Source organism: Pseudoalteromonas sp. RB2-MNA-CIBAN-0110 (genome assembly GCF_040309305.1).
GTDB lineage: Bacteria > Pseudomonadota > Gammaproteobacteria > Enterobacterales > Alteromonadaceae > Pseudoalteromonas > Pseudoalteromonas arctica.
In genome coordinates this window covers 86,933-110,744 of the sequence record NZ_JBEOOQ010000005.1, presented here as the reverse complement: position 1 = coordinate 110,744, position 23,812 = coordinate 86,933, and the positions used below count along the sequence as shown (strand labels likewise).

Sequence of the window (23,812 nt, the reverse complement as noted above, 5' to 3'; positions counted from 1 at the left end):
ATCAGCTATTTAGAAAAAGAATAAAGGTTGGCAATGACTAACATATTAAAGCTTCCGAGAGGGCGTACGCTTAATCTTGAAAAGCCCGTTATTATGGGAATACTAAATGTAACGCCGGATTCATTTTCTGATGGTGGGCAGTTTTTAGATCCCAAAATAGCGCTAAAACGCGCAATGCAATTATTAGATGACGGTGCGACAATTTTAGATATAGGGGGAGAATCTACTCGCCCAGGCGCGCCAGATGTTAGCTTAGAAGATGAACTTGCTCGAGTAATCCCCGCTATTAAAGCGATACGTCAGCACAGTGATTGCGTTATTTCAATTGATACCAGTAAAGCACAGGTAATGGAACAAGCAATACTTGCAGGTGCAGATATAGTCAATGATGTTAGAGCTTTACAAGAAATAGACGCCTTAGAAACGGTTGCGCAGTATGAAGATGTAGCAATTTGTTTAATGCATATGCAAGGGCAGCCCCGGAGCATGCAATCGTCACCTCATTACGATAATTTGTTTGCAGATATAAGTATGTTTTTTAGTGAACGTATTAAAGCATGTGAAACAGCTGGGATTAAGTTTGAACGACTTATTCTAGACCCAGGTTTTGGATTTGGAAAAACGCTTAGTCATAACTATCAAATATTGGCTAAGTTTGACGATTTTAATAAATTAGGTTTGCCATTATTGGCCGGATTATCTCGTAAATCGATGATAGGTAATTTATTAAACAGAAATACAAATGAACGGTTAGCGGGCAGCTTAGCGGGTGCGTTAATCGCAGCGCAAAATGGCGCAAAAATTATTCGTGTACATGACGTAAAAGAAACCGCAGATGTACTTGGTGTATATCAAGCCTGCGAACAAGGAATTTCACAATGAAAGAAAGAAAATATTTTGGCACCGATGGCGTGCGTGGACTTGTAGGCGCCGCTCCAATAAACCCTGAATTTGCAATGAAGCTAGGCTGGGCTGCTGGGCGTGTATTATCGCAAAGTGGTACTAAAAAAGTAATTATTGGTAAAGATACGCGTATTTCGGGCTATATGCTTGAAACCGCACTTGAGGCTGGTTTAATTGCTGCTGGCATTGATGTTGTATTATTGGGTCCTATGCCTACACCGGCCGTTGCTTATTTAGCGCAAACATTTCGTGCTGAGGCAGGTATTGTAATTAGTGCCTCACATAATCCGTATTACGATAACGGTATTAAGTTTTTCAATGGTCAAGGCTTAAAGCTTGATGATGCAGTAGAGCTTGAAATTGAAGCGATGCTTGATGAGCAAATGACATGCGTTGCTTCAGATAAATTAGGCAAAGCATCGCGTTTAGTCAGTGCGGATGGCCGCTATATAGAGTTTTGTAAGAGCCAGTTCCCGCAAGGCCTGTCTTTAGAAGGTCTTAAAATTGTTGTCGATTGCGCAAATGGCGCAACTTATCATATTGCACCTTCTGTTATGCGTGAACTTGGCGCAGAAGTAATAACACATGCGTGTGAGCCTAACGGCGTTAATATCAACCATGAATGTGGCGCTACTCACGTAGATACCCTTAAACGTAAAGTGCTTGAACTTAAAGCCGACGTAGGTATTGCATACGATGGTGATGGTGACCGCGTGATGATGGTTGATCATAATGGCCGTGTTTTTGATGGTGATGATCTGGTTTATATTATTGCTTGCCAAGCAGCCCAAGATGATAATTTGGGTGGTGGTGTAGTTGGTACTGTTATGTCTAACATGGGCCTTGAAAACGCTTTAAAAGCAAAAGGTATCGAGTTTGCTCGCAGTAAAGTGGGTGATCGCTATGTTATGGAATTACTACAGCAAAAAGGCTGGAAAATTGGCGGTGAAAGCTCAGGTCATGTACTGAATCTAGACTTAATTAGCACGGGTGATGGTATTATTTCAAGCTTACAAGTACTTGCTGCTATGGTTGCACAAAATCGTACATTGCAAGACTTAGGCGCTGGTTTTACCAAGTATCCAATGAAGATGATTAACGTGCGTTATACAGCTGGAACTGACCCGACAAAAGCACCAGAAGTGCTTTCAGCTGTAGCAGAAGTAGAGCTTGCTTTAGGCGATAAAGGCCGTGTTTTACTGCGTAAGTCAGGCACTGAACCTGTGGTTCGTGTTATGGTTGAAGCCGAGCAAGAAAAGATTGTAATAGACAGCGCTCAAAAAATTGCAGCTGTTGTAGAATCTATGAGCAAACAAACTGATTAATAACAATAATCTCTTGTAACTTTGGGCGAGAAAAGTTAATATCTCGCCCGCTTTCTAATGTGGAGTGGATAATGGCAATACGCAAGGCGATGGTCGCAGGCAACTGGAAAATGAATGGCTCTTTAGAGTTAGTTAAACAAATGTCTGACGCTATTAACGATGTAAAATCACAAGAGATGGACATTGTTTTATTTCCTCCATTCCCACTTGTACCAGCAATGGTAGCTAGCGGTGTTTCTACAGGAGCTCAAACTGTTTCTGAAAATACACCTGGCGCATTTACTGGTGAAGTTGATGCGCAGCTTATAAAAGATTTAGGTGCAACTTACGTACTCGTTGGTCATTCTGAACGCCGCAGTATTTATAACGAAAGTAATGCAACAGTCGCTGAAAAGTTTGCTAGAGCACAGCAAGTTGGGTTAACACCAATATTATGTGTAGGCGAGAGCGAAAGTGAGCAAGAAAACGGCCAAACCGAACAAGTAGTTGCTGCACAAATTGATGCAGTAATAGAGAAATTAGGTGTAGCAGCACTGAAAGATTCTGTGATAGCATACGAGCCCGTTTGGGCCATAGGCACAGGTAAGACTGCATCGCCAGAGCAGGCACAAACTGTTCATAAATTTATCCGTGACAAAATTGCATCACTTGATAGCAATTTAGCACAAGGGCTTACCATCTTATATGGTGGTAGCGTTAATGAAAAAAATAGCGAATTATTATTTGCACAAACAGATATAGATGGCGGCTTAATTGGCGGCGCAAGTCTAAAAGCAGAATCTTTTACTGCAATCTGTAACAGTGCAAAAGGGACTGTATAAGATGTACGAAATTTTATTAGTAGTTTATTTAGTTGTGGCTTTGGCTCTAGTTGGAATGGTTTTAATTCAACAAGGTAAAGGCGCAGATATGGGTTCTTCATTTGGCGCTGGTGCATCAGGCACAGTTTTTGGTTCGTCAGGTGCAGGTAACTTTATGACAAAAACAACCACAAGCTTAGCAACGGTATTTTTTGTATTAAGCATTGTGTTAGGAAACCTAACTGCTGGTCAAATTAAAAAGACTGACGAATGGGAAAACCTAGAAGCAGCTCCAGCAGTAGAAACAGTAGTTCCTGTTGAAGAAGATGTTCCAGTAACATCTACTAAAGAGCAAAGCTCTGACGTACCAAACTAATTTAGCGTAAAGCTATCGTTAAACGATTTATAGTCCTCAAATAAATCACATGTTTAACAATTAAGCGAAAGCTTAAAAAATGCGGATGTGGTGGAATTGGTAGACACGCCACCTTGAGGGGGTGGTGCTTTAGGGCATGGGGGTTCAAGTCCCCCCATCCGCACCAAATTTAGAAACCAGTAGCAGTGATGTTACTGGTTTTTTTGTATCTGTAATTTATTGTGATCGTTTTATGAGCGATGTGTGTTTATTGTTAAATAATTCTTCTATTTGTTAGAAAAAACTAGAAATATTACAAATTTAGCTCACACTTATAGATATCAAGCCGATAATAGATATAGACAATAAAATAAGGTAGCACAGTATGGCTTCAGGCTTCTCTTTTCAAAACCTAAGCATAACAAAAAAAATACATGCAATAACATGCATTGCGGTAGTGGCTTTCATAGTGATCGTATTGATAAACTATTTAGCTATGAATGATAATAAGGTTTCTCTCGATGAAATGAGTAACTCATCGTATAAGGTTGTAAAAATAACGTCGCAAAACGTAGGGCTTTTAGAAAAACTTGATGAACTTTATACCCAAGCGGTTACGTTTGGTGAGCAAGATCTTATAGTTAAAGCAGACGAGGTATATCAAACTTTAGAGTCTAATATTACCTTAATAACGCAACTTAATAACTCCTACATTAATAACGATATTATTAATGAGTTGTCAGATTATGAAAAAATATCCTCAAGTATTGCTACAGGTATGGTTAACGGTACTGCTGATTTTAGTAAGATTCAGCAACAAGCGCAGCTTAAAACAAGTTTATATGGATCTGTTTTAGAAAGTTTTAAAGGCGCTCAACAAAAAGCGGATAATCGTTTTTTTGAACTGGTTGCCAACACTAAAGCGCGCTCTGATGAAGCATTAACTCTAATGTTAGCTGTATCCATTATTTCATTAATTTTATTATTGTTTATGGCTATTTGGATTGCTAAGAATATAGGTTCATCTGCGAGTGATGCAGCTAACAACCTTAGTTTATTAGCAAGCGGCAATGGTTCTTTAAGCACACAGCTATCTGTTAACTCAGAAGACGAAATTGGCCAAGTCTCTATTAATTTTAACGCATTTATTTCCTTACTAAGAGAAACAGTTCTTGAAGTTATTGCTGTATGTGAGCCTTTAATGGAAAACTCAACACGACTAGTTCAAGGTATGGAACAAGCTGAGCGTGCTACAACAAAGCAAACCACTGATGCTGAAATTGTTAAGCAATCTATGGAAGAAATGAAGCAGAGTGTTGGTGATATATCAGAATCTGCAGCTAACGCTTCTCACGCTGCTGAAACGGCCGAGAAAGAAGTTGAACAAAGTCGTACACAAGTACAGATGTCAGTTACCGCTTCTCGTACGCTCAGTGATGAAATTAATCGAGCTGCAGGGACTATTAATAAGCTTGCGGACGATACAAAAAATGTATCGCAGATTTTGAATGTAATTACGTCTATTGCAGATCAGACAAACTTACTTGCTCTTAATGCTGCTATTGAAGCTGCACGAGCAGGTGAACATGGAAGAGGCTTTGCTGTAGTGGCAGATGAGGTTCGTGAACTGGCTTCTCGCACTGCACATTCTACTAATGAAATACGTGAACTATTGGGATCATTAACGACTGCCGCAAATGAATCTGTAGCTGCTATGACTTCAGCACGTGATATGGCAACAGATAATGCTACAGCCGCAGAAAAAACAGGTATTTCAATAGAGAAAATCGCAGAGCAAATGTTAGAAATTAATGGTATGAATTCGCAAATAGCAGCAGCGACTGAGGAACAAACATCCGTTGCAGCTATGGTAGTAGATAATGTGTCAAATATGCATGTATCGTTCGAAGATACTATGGACTCACTACTTGCTGTACGCGACGTAGCCAAAAACCTACATTACCTATCTGATAACCTATTAGATGCAACCGCTAAGTTTAGAATTGAGTAAAGCTCAGTACTGAGTCAGTATATAAATCTACCCTAGGGTGATGCCAGTTAGTTAACCGCTGACTGGCTTTTTTGTTTGGGTATTTGGTTTGACATACCTAGTATATGTCCACTCTCGCTTTATTAGTAATATGTGATGCTCTACTTTAGCTTACTATTACTCTATTTATATAGGGATACTCCCTGAGTTCTCAATAAACATAGTCTGAATTAAATTAATAATATTAATTGCACAGTTCGCAACACTCAGCTGACAGAAGTCTTCTGAATTGGGTTCGTAACTATTGGCTAGAAAAAGTGTTGTAGTGGGCTGCAAAAAAAGGCCTCTGAATAAATTCAGAAGCCTTCATAAACAGACCAGAAGGTCGGTTTATTGATTAGTTAAATATTTATTAACCTATCAGTATTAACCTCTAGGTGGTTTTTATATCAATTTCACTGCTAAAAGGTAGCAATTACTTTTACTTTATCGGTCACTTTAGCGCTATCAACATAGCCAATAGCATCGTTATTAGCAGCAACAAAATCAATAACAGCTTGGTCAGTTGTTAGTTTTTCAGGCGGGGTGCCTTTACCTGTAAATACAAGCTTTGACCAATATGCATTTAACTGACTGCTAGACTTACCTACTACTTTGTCGTTAAATTCATCAGCTACAGATGTACCATCTTGATTTATAGGATTAACTTTATCGCCATTACTAAATGACTTACTTTTTCCCAGATAAATCTTTTTTATTGTGTCAGCATCTACTGTGCTAGCATTGCTTGGATTAATAATCACAGCAACTTCTGCAAATACATTAATTGAGCACAATGAAAGTGCACTTACTAAAATTAATTTTTTCATCATAAGCTCCAATTAAAAGACAAGATCTACACCAACAGCTACAACATCCGTCTCTGTATCGGTTATATCATCTTCAAAACGACTAAAGTCGATTTTGAAAGCAGCGGAAGGGTGAAAATCATAACGTGCACCAATTGTGTATACGTTACTTTGTGCACGAAGACCTTCAAGAGCACCATTTACAGCCGAGTTTAAGGTTGGTATTGACTCAATGGTATTAAAACGTGATGAGTCATGTTTGTCATCATTGTCTTCATAAGTAAAATGAACAATTACACTGTCAATACGGTAACCAACTGATGCGTAATACTGTGACTGTTCTGGTAGTATACTGTCTTCAACCTCAAATTGTGTATATTCGGCATCAAACAAAAAGTTTTCATAATCAACAGAAAAACCAACGCCAACGAAACTCGTTTTATCTTCTTCAGTGATTAGGTCATTCGCAGTATTAGTTAAGCCACTATCAGACAATACACTTACGAGACCAATTAGGCCGCTATCCTCTGATGAAATGCTAGTGTCGGCCACAATGTATGCAGCTCGCGCACTGAACCAGTCGTATGATAGACTCCAGTTTATACCGGCTAAATTATTTAATTCAGCAGGTAATTCTGTTCCAAATACGTCAATATCACCATCGAATGCACCATAAAAGCCTTGAAGCGTAGAATCCCAATCACCTAATTGAGAGCTGTAAACTACACTAACTCCTTCATAAGTTGAAAATGGGATACCGTATACTGATTTTGGCGGACGTACCCAGCGATAAGCATAACCTACATCCAAGAAATCAGAATACTTGTAAAAAGGAACACGCATTTTACCAGCGCTAAATTGCAGTTCATCGCTGTATTCATAAGTAATGTATGCCCATTCGAATGTAGCGTCAAAGTCATCCTCTCCACGCGCAATAATTTGAGCCGTAGCTGTTAGCTTTTCATGTAGGTCTGCAGATAATTGTAAAGCGAATTTACTCTCATTTTTAAAAGAGATATCGTCATCATAGCCATATATAGTAGGATTATCATCCGGATCATTTGGATCAGCTATGTGATCTAAGTTGTCCAGACTTTTACCACCGATAATTGATGCAAAACCATTAATTCTTACCTCAGCACTAGCATAGCTAGATGCTAAAACTGCACATACAGCCACTGCTACAGATAGCTTTTTCATATGTTGTTCCTATTTGTTATTTAAATGTTGATTTCTTTATTAGTATAAGTGCATAACGAGTATTTATCTAATAAACAGAACTGTTTAAGGTTTTTATTTTATTTTTAGTCAATATTATTTTGTTTTTTAATTAATCAGGTGCGAATGTTTGTGTTTAAAAATGTTTAGTACTGGGGTTGGATATAAAATATACGCCTGGTGATTTTTGTTTATAACGTCTTCATGTAACTTACAAGCCGTAAGTATTGTATTTACTACCATATAGATTTGTTAACATTTAATTATAAGTGTTTTACATAAGTTATTTAGTTTAAATGTTTATATTTTATATTGTTACATAGTCGAAATTATCAATAAGTAAAGCTAATCATAAGCAAATAACAACTTTCTAAACTGCAATTTTATCATAGTATCAGTCCTGTCTTAGCGAGGTCGGTCAAAGGAGATGGCGCGGATGAAGAAGGTAATATGGTTTTTATTATGTTTCTTTGCAATGAATGCATACAGTAACGATGAAGTAAGTTTAACTCTGGTAGGTCATATTTCACCAGTGTGCGGCTTTACTACTCAAAATAACAACCTTCAGTTTTCTTCAGATGGCCTTGCGAGTACAAAGCTAGTGATTAATTGTAATTCACCTATGCGAGTATCAATGCAATCTGAAAATGGTGGCCTGCGCCATCAGCAAAGTACTCAAATAAATGCTTATAACATTAATTGGTCAATAGAGGGGGTTTCAAGCGACGTTTCTGCAACAGCACTTGAGCTCAAATCTATGTACAATTTTGATGTTGATAAGATTTTATTTAACAGCGTAGCTAAATTACAGTTAAAACTAGATGAGCCTTTAATTTATGCCGGAAGTTACCAGGATGTGCTTCGCATAGAAATGACACCATCGGTTGTATCTGGTGGAGTTTGGTAAAACACTAACTATTAAATATAAACAAATATGTCACATGGATAAGGAATATTAAAATGAAAAAGTTAATCGTGTTATCAGCAATCGCAACTCTAACATCTGGCGCAGCATTTGCTGAAAATCTAAATGTAGGTGGTGCAGTGTCATCGATTTGTGGGGTGAGCAACATTAACACTACACAATTCTTTCAAACATTATCAGATGGTGCAACTAAAAATGTAGGCTTTGATTTGCAGTGTAATGATGTTGATGGTGCAACAATGTCATTAACAACATCTGAAGGGCACTTGCAAAATGCTGACCATGAAGATCGTGGTGTCGGCTACACTGCCAAGTTAACTGCAGGGACATTTGATTTTACGCTTTCGGCTGAGAATGGCCAAAATGATAAATCTGAGTCGCAAAGCCGTGCTGGTTCTCCAACGCTTGCAGCAGGTGGCGTAGCTGGAAATATTTTACTAACTGTAACACAAGCACCCGTTTATGCCGGTACTTATGCAGATACGCTGATGTTGGCAATAACAGCTAACTAATTAGCATAATAAAAGGCAGTAATTACTGCCTTTTAATTTAGCAGGAGGGACTCTATATGCGTTATATCTTTTTAATGATACTTTTACTCAGCTCTTATTCTACACTGGCTTTTCAAGTTAAACCAATGGTCGCAGAGCTTGAATCATCAGGTAGCCAATCACAACAAACAATTCGTATATCTAACCCTTCAGATAGTTCTTTAACTATTGAGATATCAGCTTTTGATTTACTAATTGCACCTAACGGTGATGAAACATTAAAAGCGAACGAAGATGACTTTTTAATTATTCCTATGACTACAATTATTCCGTCCGGGAAAAGTCAATCAGTAATTGTTCGATATATTGGGGAACCAATATTAGAAAATTCGAAAGCGTACCGTGTAGCCATTGATCAGGTATCTGTTGATTTAGAGAAAGCGGGGCAGTCAGGCGTTGGTATGTCAGTTAGCTTTAGGACTTTATTTAATGTGGTGCCTAAAGGTGCTGAGGCAAAATTATTAATTAAAAATAAACGCCAAGTAGATACAGAAACATGGAATGTGCTTCTGGAAAATACAGGCAATAAATATATTCGCTTATCGCAGGCACAGTGGCTTATTAAAGGCGATGATCAAGAGCTATTATTAGAAGGGGCTGAATTGAGTAAAGCACTGACTGGAAAAATTTTATTACCAAAATCTAGCCGTGAGGTCTCAATAAAAATTCCAACAAAATTTAATGCAGCAAGCAGTGTTCTAGAGGTCAATTTTTAATGCTGCGGATATGCAGTTACTTTCTTATATATGTAATTGTAATTGCACCGACCTTTGCTGTAGAAGTAACGCCTATGGTGGTTACTTTCTCCCCTGATAGTCGTTCAAGTAACGCTTCTAGCTTGGTTCACAATCAGTTACCAAGAGACATTGCTTTTGATATCCAAATTTACGAAATTGACTTTTCTCAAGGCACGCCTAAATTAATTTCTTTAGATGACTCTCCATTGTGGGTTTTTCCTCCATCGCTATTTTTGCAACCAGGGCAAAGCCAGCAGTTGCAATTTAGATGGTTAGATAAAAAACTTCCTAGTACAGATAAAAGCTATCAAGTTAGTTTGATTGAGCAGCCCATTGCAAAGCAGTCTATAAATAAACAGTCACAACTTACGATGCTGTTAAATGTAAATTTAATTGTTCATTTGGATCAACCTCGATTAGTTCCTAAACTGACTATAAAAGAACCTCATGTTGAGGATGGCTTTATCGTCACTGAAGTATTAAATGAAGGAAAAGGGGCAGGACGATTAAGTGATTATGAAATAAAAATCACTAAAAATAAAACCCTGAGCGATCGAATTTTAAAAGATCAATTAAAAGCAAACGGATACGATGTTTTTTTTGCTCCTCATAGCACCAGTGTCATAAAAGTCCCTATGCCACAATCTTTACAGGAAGGAAGTTTAAATCATCTACGTTTAGTGCTGGCTCGCTAGTTATGCGAGTTTTATTATGCATATTTTTATTGAGCTTTACTCAATTATGTTATTCAAAAATTAACCCGTCTAAAAGAACCATCGAACTCAGTGTTGAAGCAGAACTGAATAAAAATGCTATTGGTAAATTAACTCTTGCAGTTGACCCAAATGATAATTTATCACTCAAATGGAGTGAAATTAAAGTTTCATTCGAACGACTTTTATTTTCAGAAGATTTTGATTCTTTAGAGTCTAAAGTTAATAAGAATGTTATTGATACAAAAGCATTAGAGTCATTTGGATATAATATTTCATTCGATATGAGTGATTTTAGCTTAGAAATATCAGTACCTCTTACACTGACTCGCCCTCAACAGCTAAGTTTAAAATCTGATTCAAGGAATTTAATAGCATCGGAACCCGCTAAACTAAGTGGATTTGTTAATGCTTATTCAAGTTATTTTTATCAGCAAGATAAAGGCGAGGACACAACAGATGAGCTCTTAGCTATTCGCTCTGAAATGGTAGTGAGCTGGGAAGGCTGGGTTTTAGAAAACGAAGTGGAGTATTTATCTGAAGTAGCTCCTACTTCATCAAATATTAGACGCTTAGGTACTCGTATAATACATGACCTACCGCTTAGTGGGTTACGTATATCAGTCGGTGATAATTATAGTTCAGGTAGTTATTTTCAATCAACAGCACGGGTACTAGGTTTGTCGCTTTCACATGATTTTTCGCTAGTTTCTGACAGACCTATCAGACCCAGTGCTTCTCGTAGCTTTACCTTAGAGAGTCCATCCTCTGTAGAGGTGTTAGTTGGCGAGCGGATAGTACAAAAACTTAATTTAGCCGCAGGTATATATTCTCTTGATGATATTCCCCTTAATGAAGGAAGCAATAATATTACTTTGAGGATCACTGATATAGCAGGAGTTGTGCGTTTTGTTGATTTTGACGTAACGACAGGTTTAGATCTTTTTGCTCAAGGGCAACTTGAATATGAGTTTCATTTAGGCGTTCCTTCACGCTTAGGTAGTGAGCTAGATTATGATTACGACGAGCCACTAGCCAGCTTTTATCTTGATTATGGCATTACACCTAGCTGGACAGCGGGTGCGGCAGTACAGGGTGATGAGTATTCTCAGCAGGTTGGTTTTAAAAATATTTATGCAGCTAAAATTGGACAGATTGCGTTTGAAAATGCGATAAGTTTCAATGAAAAAACAGGCCATGCTTATCGCATTGTTTATAGTAACTATAGAAATCATAGTGATAATAACACTGACATTACGGTGGGTTATGAATACTCATCAAGATATTTTACAGGCCTTGGTTATCGGCCTGATTCTCAATCTAGTTCTCGCTTAAGAGAGCATTATATTCAGGCTAATTATAGTTTTTTTTGGGGCGATAATACGCAAACATCTTTTTTTACAAGCTTATCAAGGTCATATGATGAAGCTCAATTTGATAAATCAATTGGGGTTAGTCTTTCTGGTGAGATCGATAATAGCCAATGGAGATATAGTTTAGGTGGGCAGTGGGAGGGTCTCGCTGAAGAAAGTCAATGGGATGTAAGGTTGTCTGTCACTTATAAGTTTTCTAATACTCGACGGGCTAAATTATCTCATCAATCTAGGCGTGAAAAAACACGTTTAGAATTCTCTCAAGATAGTAATCAGCGCTATGTTGGAGCTTTGAACATAAGAGCTGGGCTTGAAAAAAATGATCAAAATGAAGCTGTTTTTGATCTAAATACTCAATATAACGCGAATCGTTTTGTTATGAACTTTGATCATGGGAGTTTTTACGAGCAATTTAATGAGGACTCAGCTTACCATCAGAGCCGATTAAGCTTGGCGTCAAGTATAGCATTTGCAGATAAGAGTTGGGCTGTTGGGAAACCCATATACGATAGCTTCGCTTTAGTAAAACCTCACTCTAGCCTTAAAGGAAAAAAAGTTATATTGGGGCAATATGAAGATGAATATAGGGCAGATAATGAAGACTTCGAGACTATTTTATTGAACGATATAAGTTCATACGCCTCAACCAACGTTGCAGTCGATATTGACAACTTAGCGCCAGGGTATGATATAGGTTCTGGTATTATTACTCTTTATTCACCTTATCGAACGGGTCATGCAATTACAATAGGGACTGCCGCTAACATATCAGTCATTGCAACGCTGTACGACCAACAAAAAAAGCCACTATCGTTACAGGTTGGAACGGCTATTTGTTTAGATAATAGTAGTAAGAAAGAGCATACATTTTTTACGAATAAAAAAGGACGATTTGCATTAACAGGTTTAACCGCCTGTAATTATGAAATTACACTTAAGAATGCAGAAAAGTCACATTTTACGATTGAAGTATCTGAAGGCGAACAATTACAGCGCAAAGGAGCTATTTATGTACAATAAAAAAGTAAGTTTATTATTGGGTGGTTTAGCACTATTTATTTTTACGCCTTTAATTCATGCGCAATGTGCTGCTAGGTTCGATAAGGTTGAACATATTTATGATGATTTTGAAAGCTACCATGCCTTACAGCAAGTAGACTCTAAGAAAGAGTTACGTATAAGCGTTATTAATGATGAGAGTTGTCAATTACAGCTCGTGATTACAAGTGAGAACCAAGCTCAGTTAAAAGGGCAATTTCAAAGTGTTCCGTACCAAATGCAAAGTATACAGAGTCAGTTAGTTAGCACATCAACTTTAAAGTTGAGCTTTACTAATTCTTCGACGATATTGTCATTACTAATACCATCAGGAACGCCGATTAAAGCTGGTGTCTATACAGATAGACTCCAAATGAAATTATACGATCAGGGGAGCAAGTTGTTAGATGAACGAGAATATAGCATTCAAGAAAATATTGTGCCCAGAACAAGTCTTTCTGTACTTGGGTATAATACATTTTCAAATACTATTAATTTGGGAGAGCTAATACCGGGTAAGGAATACACTATGTTACCTAGTTTACAAGTTGTTACTAATTCAGATATTCAATTATCTGTAAGTTCAGATAATAATGGTAAATTAATACACAGTCTCTATAGAGATAAATATGCAATTAATTACAGTCTAGATCTGGCAGGAAGTTGGCTTGAACTAAATAACGTATCACAACATAAATTTACATATTCAGGACAAACCGTTTATTTGTTACCTTTGAAAATTCAACTAAATGATTTTGAAAGGCAAGCTGCCGGTGAATATTCTGACATAATAAGGTTTCAAATAAGTCCGCTTAATTATTAACCTTATTTAAGTTTTTTTGACACCAAAGTAATGCTTGTTGCTTATTTTTTACAGCAATTTTTTGGTAAACCTTGTGTAGGTGAACGCGAACAGTAGCTTCACTTATAAATAAAGTGTCTGCAATTGCACTTGAATGTAAGCCAGAAAATAATAAGTTTAATACTTTCATTTCCTTGCAGGTTAAGTTGTTTGATTGCAGAGTAGTTTGTTGTTCACTCGCTAGCATTTGCCTCATCCAATCATCGGTTACTGCACGAGGGAACCATAACTTTCCTTGTTCAATGGCTTCTAATCCTTGTTGAAGTAGTACTTCGTCAGTGCCTTCGTAAAACAATCCTTTTAAATTTGGCCACTCTTTTAATGCTAGTACATCGCAGTCTTTTGGTACATCAAAAATTACCAGTCCTTGGTGACCATTTTTTAGCATGAATTGATTAATAAGTTCATAATTGGTAATGACGTTTAAGGCTTGATAATTAACAAGTAAAACGTTGAAGTCAGCTGCAACACAAAAAAGTGAAGTGTAATTTGGATTTGTGAAGCATTTGAGGCTTTTATCAGCTGTGTTTTCAATATTCATAATATTCTATCCATAGACTACATTTTAGTACTATATTCTTATTTTTAGTTAATTTCAATGATAGGAGAATGTGTTGTAGCTCTTTTTTTATACACTAAAGTACATGTGTAAAGTACGTTTTATGTGCTTTTTAAAATTGTATTTATGCGTTTTTTTGTTTTAAAACAGCTTTTTAGTGAGGTTGATATTAATGTTCTTTATTTATGATAATCCACCTAAAGCTAACAATGCCTAAATTGCTTTTATTCTTTATACATTTATTCAAATAATTTATACATTTCTTCACAATTCTGTCATATAATACCCATCCAGAGGAAAGATGCATTACGCATCTTTTTTTATGCCTGAAATTTATACTTTTAAGTATAAATGCATAACTAAATCACACGGTATCCTTTGGAGAATATTTTGAAATTACGTAACCTCTCACAGTTAAGTCTAGCAATTTTTGCTGCACTCACTACCTCTGTAAACGCCGAAGAAACTAAAAAAACAGCTAAACAAGACGCATTTGAAAAGATAGAAGTCACAGCTCGTAAACGTACAGAGAGCCTGTTTGAATCTCCAACCGCTATCACTTCAATTGGCGCTAACCTAATTGATAAAGCCAATATGAGTAACCTAGAAGATATTGGTAAATATGTTCCAAATTTAAATATTACCCGCTATGGCGTGGGCAATTCTGCGCATGCGTCTGTATTTATCCGCGGTATAGGTTTGCAAGATCACATAATAACTACCGATCCGGGTGTGGGTGTGTATCTTGATGGTGTGTACTTAGGTCGCCAAATGGGTTCTAACTTATCATTACCTAATGTTGAGCGTGTTGAAGTGCTTCGTGGCCCGCAAGGTACTTTATATGGTCGTAATACATTAGGTGGCGCTGTAAATGTAATTACAAAGCAACCTGGTGATGAAGGTATTGTTACTACTACAGCTAAGCTGGGAAGTCGTGGACGTATTGCTGGCGATGTTTATTTTAATAACTCACTAACAGATGATGTAAGTATGTCTGCAAGTGCATCGTACAAAACACGTGATGGTGTGGGCGAAGCTGTTCATTTAGCAAACCCAGAAAAAGAAATTGGTGAAGAAGAAGAATTTAGTGGTCGTGTTGCACTTAAATGGCAAGCAAATACCGACTTAGCATTCACTTTTTCTTTAGATGGTGTTGATAACGAATCTGGCCAATCGCCTTATACAATTGAATTGACAGACCCACTAGACTCAAATGATGTTTTTAATGGCGACTTCCCATTATTGACTCAAGATTTAATTCCATCAGACCCTGATGATTTAGGCACAACTGTTGCGGGTATTGAATCTACCTCTTACTCAGGTTGGGGCACATCGTTTTCAGCCGATTGGGCAATTAACGATACTTATACCACTAAGTTTATCTCAAGCTACCGTACATCTGAGTATGAAGGTGGCCTAGATGATGATGCATCACCTTTAAACTTGTCTGAGTTTCCAGAGGAGGGCGGTGCTGATCAGTACTCATTTGAAGTTCAGCTAAATGCAACATTCGATAATATGGACTTTGTATCTGGTCTTTACTTTTTTAATGAAGATGGCTTTACACGTTCAGGCCCGTTTGTATTTAGCCCATTTAATACACCTAATGGCTTGTTGAATGATGGTGTAACAGAATCATTTGGCGGTTACGGCGAATTTGAAATTAACCAAGAAACTAATTCGTATGCAGCATATATAAATGCCAGCTACGATTTAACTGACGATTTAACGGTTGGTGGTGGCCTTCGTTATTCAAAAGATGAAAAAGATGCAAATGCTATATTCCCATCATTTCCAACTCGTAAATATGTAAGTGCAGATTTTGATGCGGTTACGTGGGATGTAAATGCATCTTATCAGCTTAGCAATAATATGAATGTTTATGGCCAGATTCAAAAAGGCTATCAAACAGGTGGTTTTCCACCGCGTCCATTTGGTGGACCAGATCAATTTGTATCGTTTGACGAAACAAAAGCGATTAACTACGAAATGGGCTTAAAAGGCCAAGTACACGAAAATGTATCTATGATGCTTGCGGTATTTGTGACTGATTACACCGATTTAGCATTACCGTTTTCAGATCCAACAGCGGGTGGTGGCTTTGTAACAATTGTAGAAAATGCGGGTCAATCTAAAGCGCAAGGTATTGAGCTTGAAACAACTGTTGCTATTACCGATGACTTTACTATTCGTAGTGCAGTTGGTTATTTAGATTCTGAAATAACAGAAGTGGCTGAGGGCGTACAAGGCATAGGTAAAGGCGATTCACCAGCACTGACGCCACGCTGGACTGTGATGGTTGCACCTTCTTACTTTATGGATTTAGAGAGTGGCGCAACACTTGCATTTAATGCTAATTATTCGTATCGCAGTGAAATGCAAGGTCAATCAGTTTACAACCAAAGTGAGACCATTGATTCTCGTGAACTAGTTGGTTTTAATATTTCGTACACTAATCCATATGGCGATATGGAAGTTACACTGTATGGTGAAAACGTTCTAAACGAAGTTTACGATGTTGGTCGCCTACAACAATCAGGTTTTGTTGGTGTAATGCGCAGTAATGACCGTAGTGAATTTGGTTTTAAATTCAAAAAAGATTTTGAGCTATAAACTAAAATCAAGTAAATAAAATTCAATGTAATTGAAGTTTATTTTTCATAATAAAGGCCGAATCATGCTGTGATTCGGCCTTTATATATTCAATAGTAAAATTATTATCCACATAATTTAAATCCCTAATTTAAATTGCTGATTTAAAACAATCAACATAACCACTTTTAAGTATTTGTATCAGCTAAAATGCGCCTTTTTAGTTTGTGTAAAGGCTTGGTTGTTCGTTACAATGGCGCCACTTAATTGCCAAACGGACTCAGTGATGAAAATTCTTGCCGATCAAAATATGCCTTTAGTTGAGCAGTACTTTGCAGACTTTGGTGAGGTTGAGCGTTTTGATGGTCGTAAATTAACGCCTGAACAATTAATAAATGTAGATGTACTCCTTACTCGTTCAGTGACTAATGTTAATCATGAACTATTGGCACAAGCTAACAAGCTGAGCTTTGTGGGGACTGCCACAATTGGCATTGACCATATTGATACGCAATTACTGCATGACAGAAATATTGCTTTTACCAGTGCTCCTGGTTGTAATGCCGTCGCTGTAGCTGAATATGTAATTAGTAGTTTATTTGCATTAAGCCAAGAAAATGCGCGCCTATTGTGTGGTCAAACAATTGGTATTGTAGGAATGGGTAACATTGGCACGTGTTTGTCGCAAAAATTAAAAGCATTAAATGTCGACGTACTGTTATGCGATCCAATTAAGCACGAACAGGGCTTATTACAAGAGCATGTAGCGCTTGATGAGTTATTAACACAATCAGATGTTGTTACTTTTCATGTTCCACTTATTAAAAGTGGCGAGCACAAAACGCTGCACATGATGAATAAAGAGCGATTACAAGCACTTAAGCCAGGAACCACGCTAATTAATGCAAGCCGAGGCGATGTAATTGATAACCAAGCATTGCTTGAGGTAATGGAAGCTGGGGCTGATTTAGATATAGTACTTGATGTATGGGAAAAAGAGCCCAATATTCTAACTGAATTGCTAGAGCATGTGCGTTATGCCAGTGTGCATATCGCAGGGCATACACTTGAGGGGAAAGCACGAGGTACACAAATGTTGTATCAAAAATTGTGTGACCTAAAAGGTGTAGAGGTGAGTAAATCGTTGGATGATTTTTTACCAATACCTGCTATTACAAATGCAACTGTTACGCAAAGCCTTAGCGAGCAAGATATTGCCTGTTTGGTGCATTTAATTTATGACGTACGCCGCGATGACGGAATTTTACTTCGTCATTTAGAAGGTGAGGGCTTTGATAGTTTACGTAAAAACTATCCGGTAAGGCGAGAATTTAGCACCTTATTCCTACAAGGTGATAGCCCACAACTAGCAGCACTTAGTCAACTTGGCTTTAGCATAGCTAAATAATTATTTAACTAACGATGTTGTTTTAATGTCGTTTATAGAGGAAGAAATATGTCGCAAAAATATAACGTTGCCGTACTTGGCGCTACTGGTTTAGTAGGCCGTCAAATCATTGAAACGCTAGCAGATCGTAAGTTTCCTGTAGATCAGCTTTTTTTACTTGCGAGCAGCCGCAGCGCAGGTGAAGACATAAAGTTTCGTGGTGAGACCATTGAAGTACTTGACGTTGAAGGCTTTGATTTTAGCCAAGCGCATATAGGTTTGTTTTCTGCTGGTGGTAGTGTATCTGAAAAATATGCTCCTATTGCTGCTGATGCCGGCTGTATTGTAATCGATAATACATCGCACTTTAGAAATGATTTTGAAATCCCACTAGTGGTGCCAGAAGTTAATGCTTCAAGCCTAGCTGATTTTAGGAATCGTAATATTATTGCTAACCCTAACTGTTCAACTATTCAGATGATGTTAGCACTTAAACCAATTTATGATGCTTACGGAATAGACCGTATTAACGTATCTACTTACCAAGCTGTATCGGGCGCAGGTAAAGAAGCGGTTGATGAACTTGCAAAGCAAACAGCTAACTTGATGAATGCACGCCCTATGGATAATAAAGTATTTCCAAAGCAAATTGCATTTAACGTTATTCCTCAAATTGATAGCTTTGAGGATAATGGCTATACACGCGAAGAAATGAAAATGGTAAATGAAACTCATAAAATTTTGGGTGATACCACTATTGCAGTAAATCCTACATGTGTACGTGTTCCCGTGTTTTTTGGTCACTCAGAATCAATTAATATTGAAACGCGCATGCCTTATGACTTTGAACACGTTAAGCAACTTTTAAAAGACGCGCCTGGTGTCGAGCTAATTGATGATGAAGGTGATTACCCTACAGCAGTGTCTGACGCTAGTGGTAACGATACTGTTTATATAGGCCGATTACGTGCTGATATTTCTCATCCTCATGGATTAAACATGTGGGTTGTAAGTGATAACACTCGCAAAGGTGCTGCAACTAACAGCATTCAAATTGCAGAAGAGCTTATTGCTAATTACATGTAATAGTTAATAGCGCTGAACACACTTTAGAAGCGGTAAACATTATTTGTTTGCCGCTTTTTGTTTATAGAGCTTGTCAATTTTTTGCCGTTTATTTTTAAAAGTATAAAAACTGATTGATAACACTCAATAAATTAATATTTATAAAGATGTTTTAAGGCATTTATTTTCAAGGTGTTGCGATGGATATTAAGCCTTAACTGGTTTATAGTTTGTAATTGGAATAGAGCTTGCAATAAAAATAGATTGTAATAATAAATGCGAGTCAGCCATTTGGCTGATAACAGCAATAATCAACAATATTTATGCACTTAAGCTTTAAGTGTTTTGTTAATATTTAAATATTAAAGGATCAGCATGCGCGGTTTAGTTACACTTATTATATTAGCGTCTGCATTGATAGTAACGCCAGTTTACTCTCAAGACAGTACCCAATTAAAGGGGCCTAAAGGCGTTGACTATGGTGCGCAAGGGCGATCTATTGGGCCAATTAAACCAACAGACACACTTTGGCGTATAGCGGCTAAAGTGCGCCCAGATAACTCCGTCAGCATTTATCAAGTTATGCAGGCCTTGTATAACAAAAACCCCAACTCATTTTTAGAACAAAATCTTAATCATATTCAAAATGGTGCCTATTTAAAAATCCCTACTTTAGCCGAAATAAAAGGTGTAAATACACAGCTTGCAAAACAACGCTCAGAGCAAGATGATGCATTATGGGAAAAGAAAAAAAATGGCACACTTACGCAAAGCGAAATTACCTCAGCACAAACAAAAGTAACTCAAGCTCGTAAAGTCGATGTAGACGATGCCAAAAAAGAGATACAGAAAGAATTAAATGAAATAAAAACAGAGCAAAGTACTAAGCTGGTTGAGTTACAACAACAATTTAAAAATTCTGTAAGCAATGTAGAAGAAATTTTAGTTGAGAATAATAATCTTAAAAAACAATTATCAGGTATTTCAAACGAACTCGAAAACTTACGCTTGCAGTTAGGACAAGACAGTGAAATTCAAAATCAATTAAAAGAACTAATTGTTAAGCAAAACGAGATTATTGCACAACAAAAAAAACAAGAGATAGTACCAAAAGAATCGTTTGATTTAAGCTCATTATTTTCAAATCCGATAGTGCTGGGTTTATTAATGTTTATTCCTGGGCTACTGATTATTTTTGCAATTGTTATGTTTTTACGCAAACGAGCAAGTAATCAAGAAGAGCCACAAAACGATGATGACTTTTTACCACAAACCCCAATTTACACTGGCGATGATGATTTAGGTCCAAGTTTAAATGACGATCCAATTGTACCCGACCCTTTAGATGACTTGAGTGTTCAACTTGATGATAATCTTGAAAATGATATGTTGCCTGATGATGATTTGGATGACGGCCTAGATGATTTTTCAGGTGGTGAGAATTTACTCGATCAGGATGAGCTTGAAAGTCTACTAAGTGATGACATTGTTTTTGATGATGAAAATACCGATGACGATGATGAACTCGATATTTTTATGCAGCAAGGGTTTGATCAACCTTCAGATGAAAACGCTGAAGATATTGATTTAGACTTATCTGATGACTCAATAAACAATGATGAAATTCTAACTAATGATGATTTAGATAGCTTGTTTGATGAAGACGATAGTCTACCTGAGTTTGATGCACCGCAAACAAGCGAAGCTTTAGAGGATGATAGCTTAGAGTCTCATGATGAAATGGCGGCTTTAAGTGAGGAGCTTGCAGATGATGATAATTTTGATATAGATGAATTATTAGATCAAACATCAACAGAATTAGATACCTCAAATAACACTTCAGCTGAACTTGATACAAGCGACGACTTTGATTTAGACGATATAGATAGCTTAATTGATGAAGCGAATGACCCAAAAAGTGATGTGGCAGATGACTCAATTGATGCAGAGTTACTCGACGAAGATGAACTTCTAGAAGAAAGCGACGATTTTGATTTAGATGACATAGATAGCTTAATTGATGAAGCAGCGGTTGACACTGCAGATGATTCATTAGTTGAGGAAAGCGACGATTTTGATTTAGATGACATAGATAGCTTAATTGATGAGGCAGCGGTTGATACTGCAAATGATTCATTAGTTGAGGAAAGTGATGACTTTGATTTAGACGACATAGATAACCTAATTGATGAGGCAGCAGTTGATACTGCAAATGATTCATTAGTTGAGGAAAGTGACGACTTTGATTTAGACGACATAGATAGCTTAATTGATGAGGCAGCGGTTGATACTGCAGATAAATCATTAGTTGAGGAAAGTGACGACTTTGATTTAGACGACATAGATAACCTAATTGATGATGAACTAAAAAATTCAGATGTAAGAGATTCAGAAATTGATAATGCATTAGCAGACTCAGTTGAGGATTTAGCAGATGCTCAAGAAGAATTAAATGTTGATGATATTGAGTCGCTTGCTTCATCATTAAATGAAGAGCCAGAGCTTGAAGAAGAGCCTGAACTTGCAGAAAAGCTAGAGCTTGAAGAAGAGCCAGAGCTTGAAGAAGAACCAGAGCTTGAAGAAGAACCAGAGCTTGAAGAAGAACCAGAGCTTTACGATGAGCCAGAACTTGAAGAAGAGCCTAAGCTTGAAGAAGAGCCTAAGCTTGAAGAAGAGCCAGAGCTTGAAGAAGAGCCAGAGCTTGAAGAAGAGCCAGAGCTTGAAGAAGAGCCAGAACTTGAAGAAGAGCCTGAGCTTGAAGAAGAGCCAGAGCTTGAAGAAGAGCCAGAGCTTGAAGAAGAGCCAGAGCTTGAAGAAGAGCCAGAGCTTTTAGAAGAACTTGAGCCTTTAGAAGAGCCTGAGCTTGAAGAAGAGCCAGAGCTTGAAGAAGAACCAGAACTTGTAGAAGAGCCAGAGCTTGAAGAAGAGCCTGAGCTTGAAGAAGAACCAGAGCTTGAAGAAGAACCAGAACTTGAAGAAGAGCCTGAACTTGCAGAAGAGCCTAAGCTTGAAGAAGAGCCAGAACTTATAGATGTAACGGTTGATGATTTTTCAGACACATCAGAGTCGCTTCTTGATCCTGAAGATGCACTTGAAGAATATACAGATGATACTTTAAAGAGCGTTGATGAGCTTTTAAGTGAGCTACAACAGGCCACTGATGACGACTATATAGAAACACCTGATTGGTCTTTAGATGAGCTTGATGATGATCTTGAAGAAATAGAAGTTGATCTTGGTGACGATCCGCTAGCGGGCGACGATGACTCAGATCTTACTGAAATTGAAGAGCAGCTTGATAGCGAGCTTGTAACGCCAAGTGAAGAGTTGGATGAATATCCTGAACTTGAATTAGACGATGATCAATCATTATTAGAGAATGAGCCTTCGTTTGAGCCGCAAGAGCTTAAAGGAGATGCATCGGGTGATGAAAATGCAGTAGCACTTAGTCAAACAGAGAAAGATCTCGCAAATGCGCTTATGGCAGATGGTGATTTAGATAGTTTAGAAGATGATTTTGATGATGAACTATTAATTGATAATAACTTCTCTGAATTAGAAACTGAAACGGAGATTGAAGATGAGTCGCTTGATGATGATTTACTTCAAGAAATTAATAATGAGGTTGATTCTGTTGAACCACCAAGTATTGAAGATGACATCAAACCTCTTAACCTTGATGAAGTTCAAGAAACATTAGAAAGTGAGTTACCATTTACCCCTGAAGAATTACAAGGGGATGATTTAGATGGTGAGGCACCGGGAGTCGCTTCCAGCCAAGCTGAGCAAGATTTAGCAAACGCACTTATGGCAGATGCTGATTTAGATAGTTTAGAAAATGATTTTGATGATGAGATTTTAATTGAAAATGATTTTTCTGAATTAGATGCTGAATTTGACGAAGATAGTTTAGAGCAAGCACTAACTGATGAGTTATCAGACGAATCGCAAGAGCAAACAAATGCAGAGCGCGAAGCACAGTTAACAAGCTTAGATGAAGTGGGTAGCACTGATATTAGCTCTGACGACGAACTTGATGAAGAGTTTATGTCGAATTTGACGCAAACTGATTTTGATTCATTACTTAGTGAGTTAGCAGAGCCTGAAGACTTAAGTGTTGATGACCGCAGTGAATTTGATGTTGACTTTGACAGCTTGCTAAAAGAAGACTTAGAGACAGATGATTCATTAACTACAAAAGAGTCACTTGTTGAAAGTAGTGATGTTGAGCAACTTGATAATGATGAATTTGTAGATATTGATTCATTATTAGAAGAAAGTGACGACGCTGAACTTGAACACGAACCTTACACCGACGTTAATATGGATGTCGGTTTGAGTGAGTTTGATGCATTACTTGCAGGTGATAACCCAACGGATGTTGATGCTGAAAGTGGTGGCTACTCAGCTAAACTTGATTTAGCGCGTGCTTATATTGAAATTGATGATTTTGATTCTGCGCTTAAAGTTATTGAGGATGTCATTAACAAAGGTCCTGAAGAAGTTCAAGAGGAAGCACTTAGCTTAAAAGCTAAACTAAAATAATTAAAATGTTTATAAGAACCCGTATC

18 protein-coding genes and 1 tRNA gene are annotated in these 23,812 nt (G+C 37.5%); 16 read left to right on the top strand and 3 right to left on the bottom strand.

The window, feature by feature from the left end:
* Positions 1-33 precede the first annotated feature (33 nt).
* The 6 genes from folP (at position 34) to AAEY68_RS04870 (ending at position 5,394) form a co-directional block, all read left to right on the top strand.
* On the top strand, positions 34-882 hold the full coding sequence (folP, locus tag AAEY68_RS04895) for a dihydropteroate synthase (protein ID WP_010553862.1): 849 nt from the start codon (positions 34-36) through the stop codon (positions 880-882).
* Positions 879-2,228, top strand: a complete 1,350-nt coding sequence (glmM, locus tag AAEY68_RS04890) for a phosphoglucosamine mutase (RefSeq protein WP_007586638.1) — start codon at positions 879-881, stop codon at positions 2,226-2,228. The genes folP and glmM overlap by 4 nt, the downstream gene beginning before the upstream one ends.
* A 71-nt stretch (positions 2,229-2,299) precedes the next feature.
* On the top strand, positions 2,300-3,049 hold the full coding sequence (gene tpiA, locus AAEY68_RS04885; RefSeq protein ID WP_007586641.1) for a triose-phosphate isomerase: 750 nt from the start codon (positions 2,300-2,302) through the stop codon (positions 3,047-3,049).
* A 1-nt stretch (position 3,050) separates the two neighbouring features.
* Complete coding sequence (secG, locus tag AAEY68_RS04880; RefSeq protein WP_002962769.1) at positions 3,051-3,404, top strand: preprotein translocase subunit SecG; 354 nt, start codon at positions 3,051-3,053, stop codon at positions 3,402-3,404.
* A gap of 81 nt (positions 3,405-3,485) precedes the next feature.
* Positions 3,486-3,570: transfer RNA gene (locus AAEY68_RS04875), tRNA-Leu, on the top strand.
* 198 nt (positions 3,571-3,768) lie between these two features.
* The gene (locus tag AAEY68_RS04870) at positions 3,769-5,394 is read left to right on the top strand and encodes a methyl-accepting chemotaxis protein (protein ID WP_024590962.1); all 1,626 of its coding nucleotides are present in this window, start codon (positions 3,769-3,771) and stop codon (positions 5,392-5,394) included.
* A gap of 440 nt (positions 5,395-5,834) precedes the next feature.
* Here AAEY68_RS04870 and AAEY68_RS04865 read toward each other — a convergent pair whose 3' ends face one another.
* A complete protein-coding gene (locus AAEY68_RS04865; protein ID WP_024594050.1) occupies positions 5,835-6,242 on the bottom strand; it encodes a type 2 periplasmic-binding domain-containing protein in 408 nt (135 codons plus the stop codon).
* A 12-nt stretch (positions 6,243-6,254) separates the two neighbouring features.
* Positions 6,255-7,421 carry a porin gene (locus AAEY68_RS04860; RefSeq protein ID WP_024594051.1) on the bottom strand — a complete coding sequence of 389 codons (1,167 nt, stop codon included), beginning with the start codon at positions 7,419-7,421 and terminating at the stop codon, positions 6,255-6,257.
* 454 nt (positions 7,422-7,875) lie between these two features.
* Between AAEY68_RS04860 and AAEY68_RS04855 the strand changes: the two genes are divergently transcribed.
* The 6 genes from AAEY68_RS04855 to AAEY68_RS04830 all read left to right on the top strand — a co-directional run bounded on the left by AAEY68_RS04855 (position 7,876) and on the right by AAEY68_RS04830 (position 13,599).
* The gene (locus AAEY68_RS04855; RefSeq protein ID WP_024594052.1) at positions 7,876-8,346 is read left to right on the top strand and encodes a hypothetical protein; all 471 of its coding nucleotides are present in this window, start codon (positions 7,876-7,878) and stop codon (positions 8,344-8,346) included.
* Positions 8,347-8,399: 53 nt separating this feature from the next.
* Positions 8,400-8,876 (top strand): hypothetical protein, encoded by a 477-nt coding sequence (locus AAEY68_RS04850; protein WP_024594053.1) that lies wholly within the window; start codon positions 8,400-8,402, stop codon positions 8,874-8,876.
* Between the two features lie 56 nt (positions 8,877-8,932).
* Positions 8,933-9,631 (top strand): fimbrial biogenesis chaperone, encoded by a 699-nt coding sequence (locus tag AAEY68_RS04845; protein WP_024594054.1) that lies wholly within the window; start codon positions 8,933-8,935, stop codon positions 9,629-9,631.
* A 74-nt stretch (positions 9,632-9,705) separates the two neighbouring features.
* The gene (locus tag AAEY68_RS04840; RefSeq protein ID WP_148664645.1) at positions 9,706-10,347 is read left to right on the top strand and encodes a fimbrial biogenesis chaperone; all 642 of its coding nucleotides are present in this window, start codon (positions 9,706-9,708) and stop codon (positions 10,345-10,347) included.
* 2 nt (positions 10,348-10,349) lie between these two features.
* Positions 10,350-12,758: a fimbria/pilus outer membrane usher protein gene (locus AAEY68_RS04835; RefSeq protein WP_350585610.1), complete on the top strand. Its 2,409-nt coding sequence runs from the start codon at positions 10,350-10,352 to the stop codon at positions 12,756-12,758.
* Entirely contained in the window at positions 12,748-13,599 is an 852-nt protein-coding gene (locus AAEY68_RS04830) for a hypothetical protein (protein WP_350585609.1), read from the top strand. The genes AAEY68_RS04835 and AAEY68_RS04830 overlap by 11 nt, the downstream gene beginning before the upstream one ends.
* Here the strand turns inward: AAEY68_RS04830 and AAEY68_RS04825 are convergent.
* Complete coding sequence (locus tag AAEY68_RS04825) at positions 13,589-14,179, bottom strand: LuxR C-terminal-related transcriptional regulator (protein ID WP_024590969.1); 591 nt, start codon at positions 14,177-14,179, stop codon at positions 13,589-13,591. The genes AAEY68_RS04830 and AAEY68_RS04825 overlap by 11 nt on opposite strands.
* Positions 14,180-14,587: 408 nt before the next feature.
* Between AAEY68_RS04825 and AAEY68_RS04820 the strand changes: the two genes are divergently transcribed.
* From AAEY68_RS04820 to AAEY68_RS04805, 4 genes are all read left to right on the top strand, one after another.
* On the top strand, positions 14,588-16,810 hold the full coding sequence (locus tag AAEY68_RS04820) for a TonB-dependent receptor (protein WP_350585608.1): 2,223 nt from the start codon (positions 14,588-14,590) through the stop codon (positions 16,808-16,810).
* A 265-nt stretch (positions 16,811-17,075) separates the two neighbouring features.
* On the top strand, positions 17,076-18,197 hold the full coding sequence (locus AAEY68_RS04815) for a 4-phosphoerythronate dehydrogenase (protein WP_350585607.1): 1,122 nt from the start codon (positions 17,076-17,078) through the stop codon (positions 18,195-18,197).
* A 48-nt stretch (positions 18,198-18,245) separates the two neighbouring features.
* Positions 18,246-19,262, top strand: a complete 1,017-nt coding sequence (locus AAEY68_RS04810; protein ID WP_007586655.1) for an aspartate-semialdehyde dehydrogenase — start codon at positions 18,246-18,248, stop codon at positions 19,260-19,262.
* Positions 19,263-19,616: 354 nt separating this feature from the next.
* Positions 19,617-23,786 (top strand): FimV/HubP family polar landmark protein, encoded by a 4,170-nt coding sequence (locus AAEY68_RS04805; RefSeq protein ID WP_350585606.1) that lies wholly within the window; start codon positions 19,617-19,619, stop codon positions 23,784-23,786.
* The last annotated feature ends 26 nt before the right edge of the window (positions 23,787-23,812 follow it).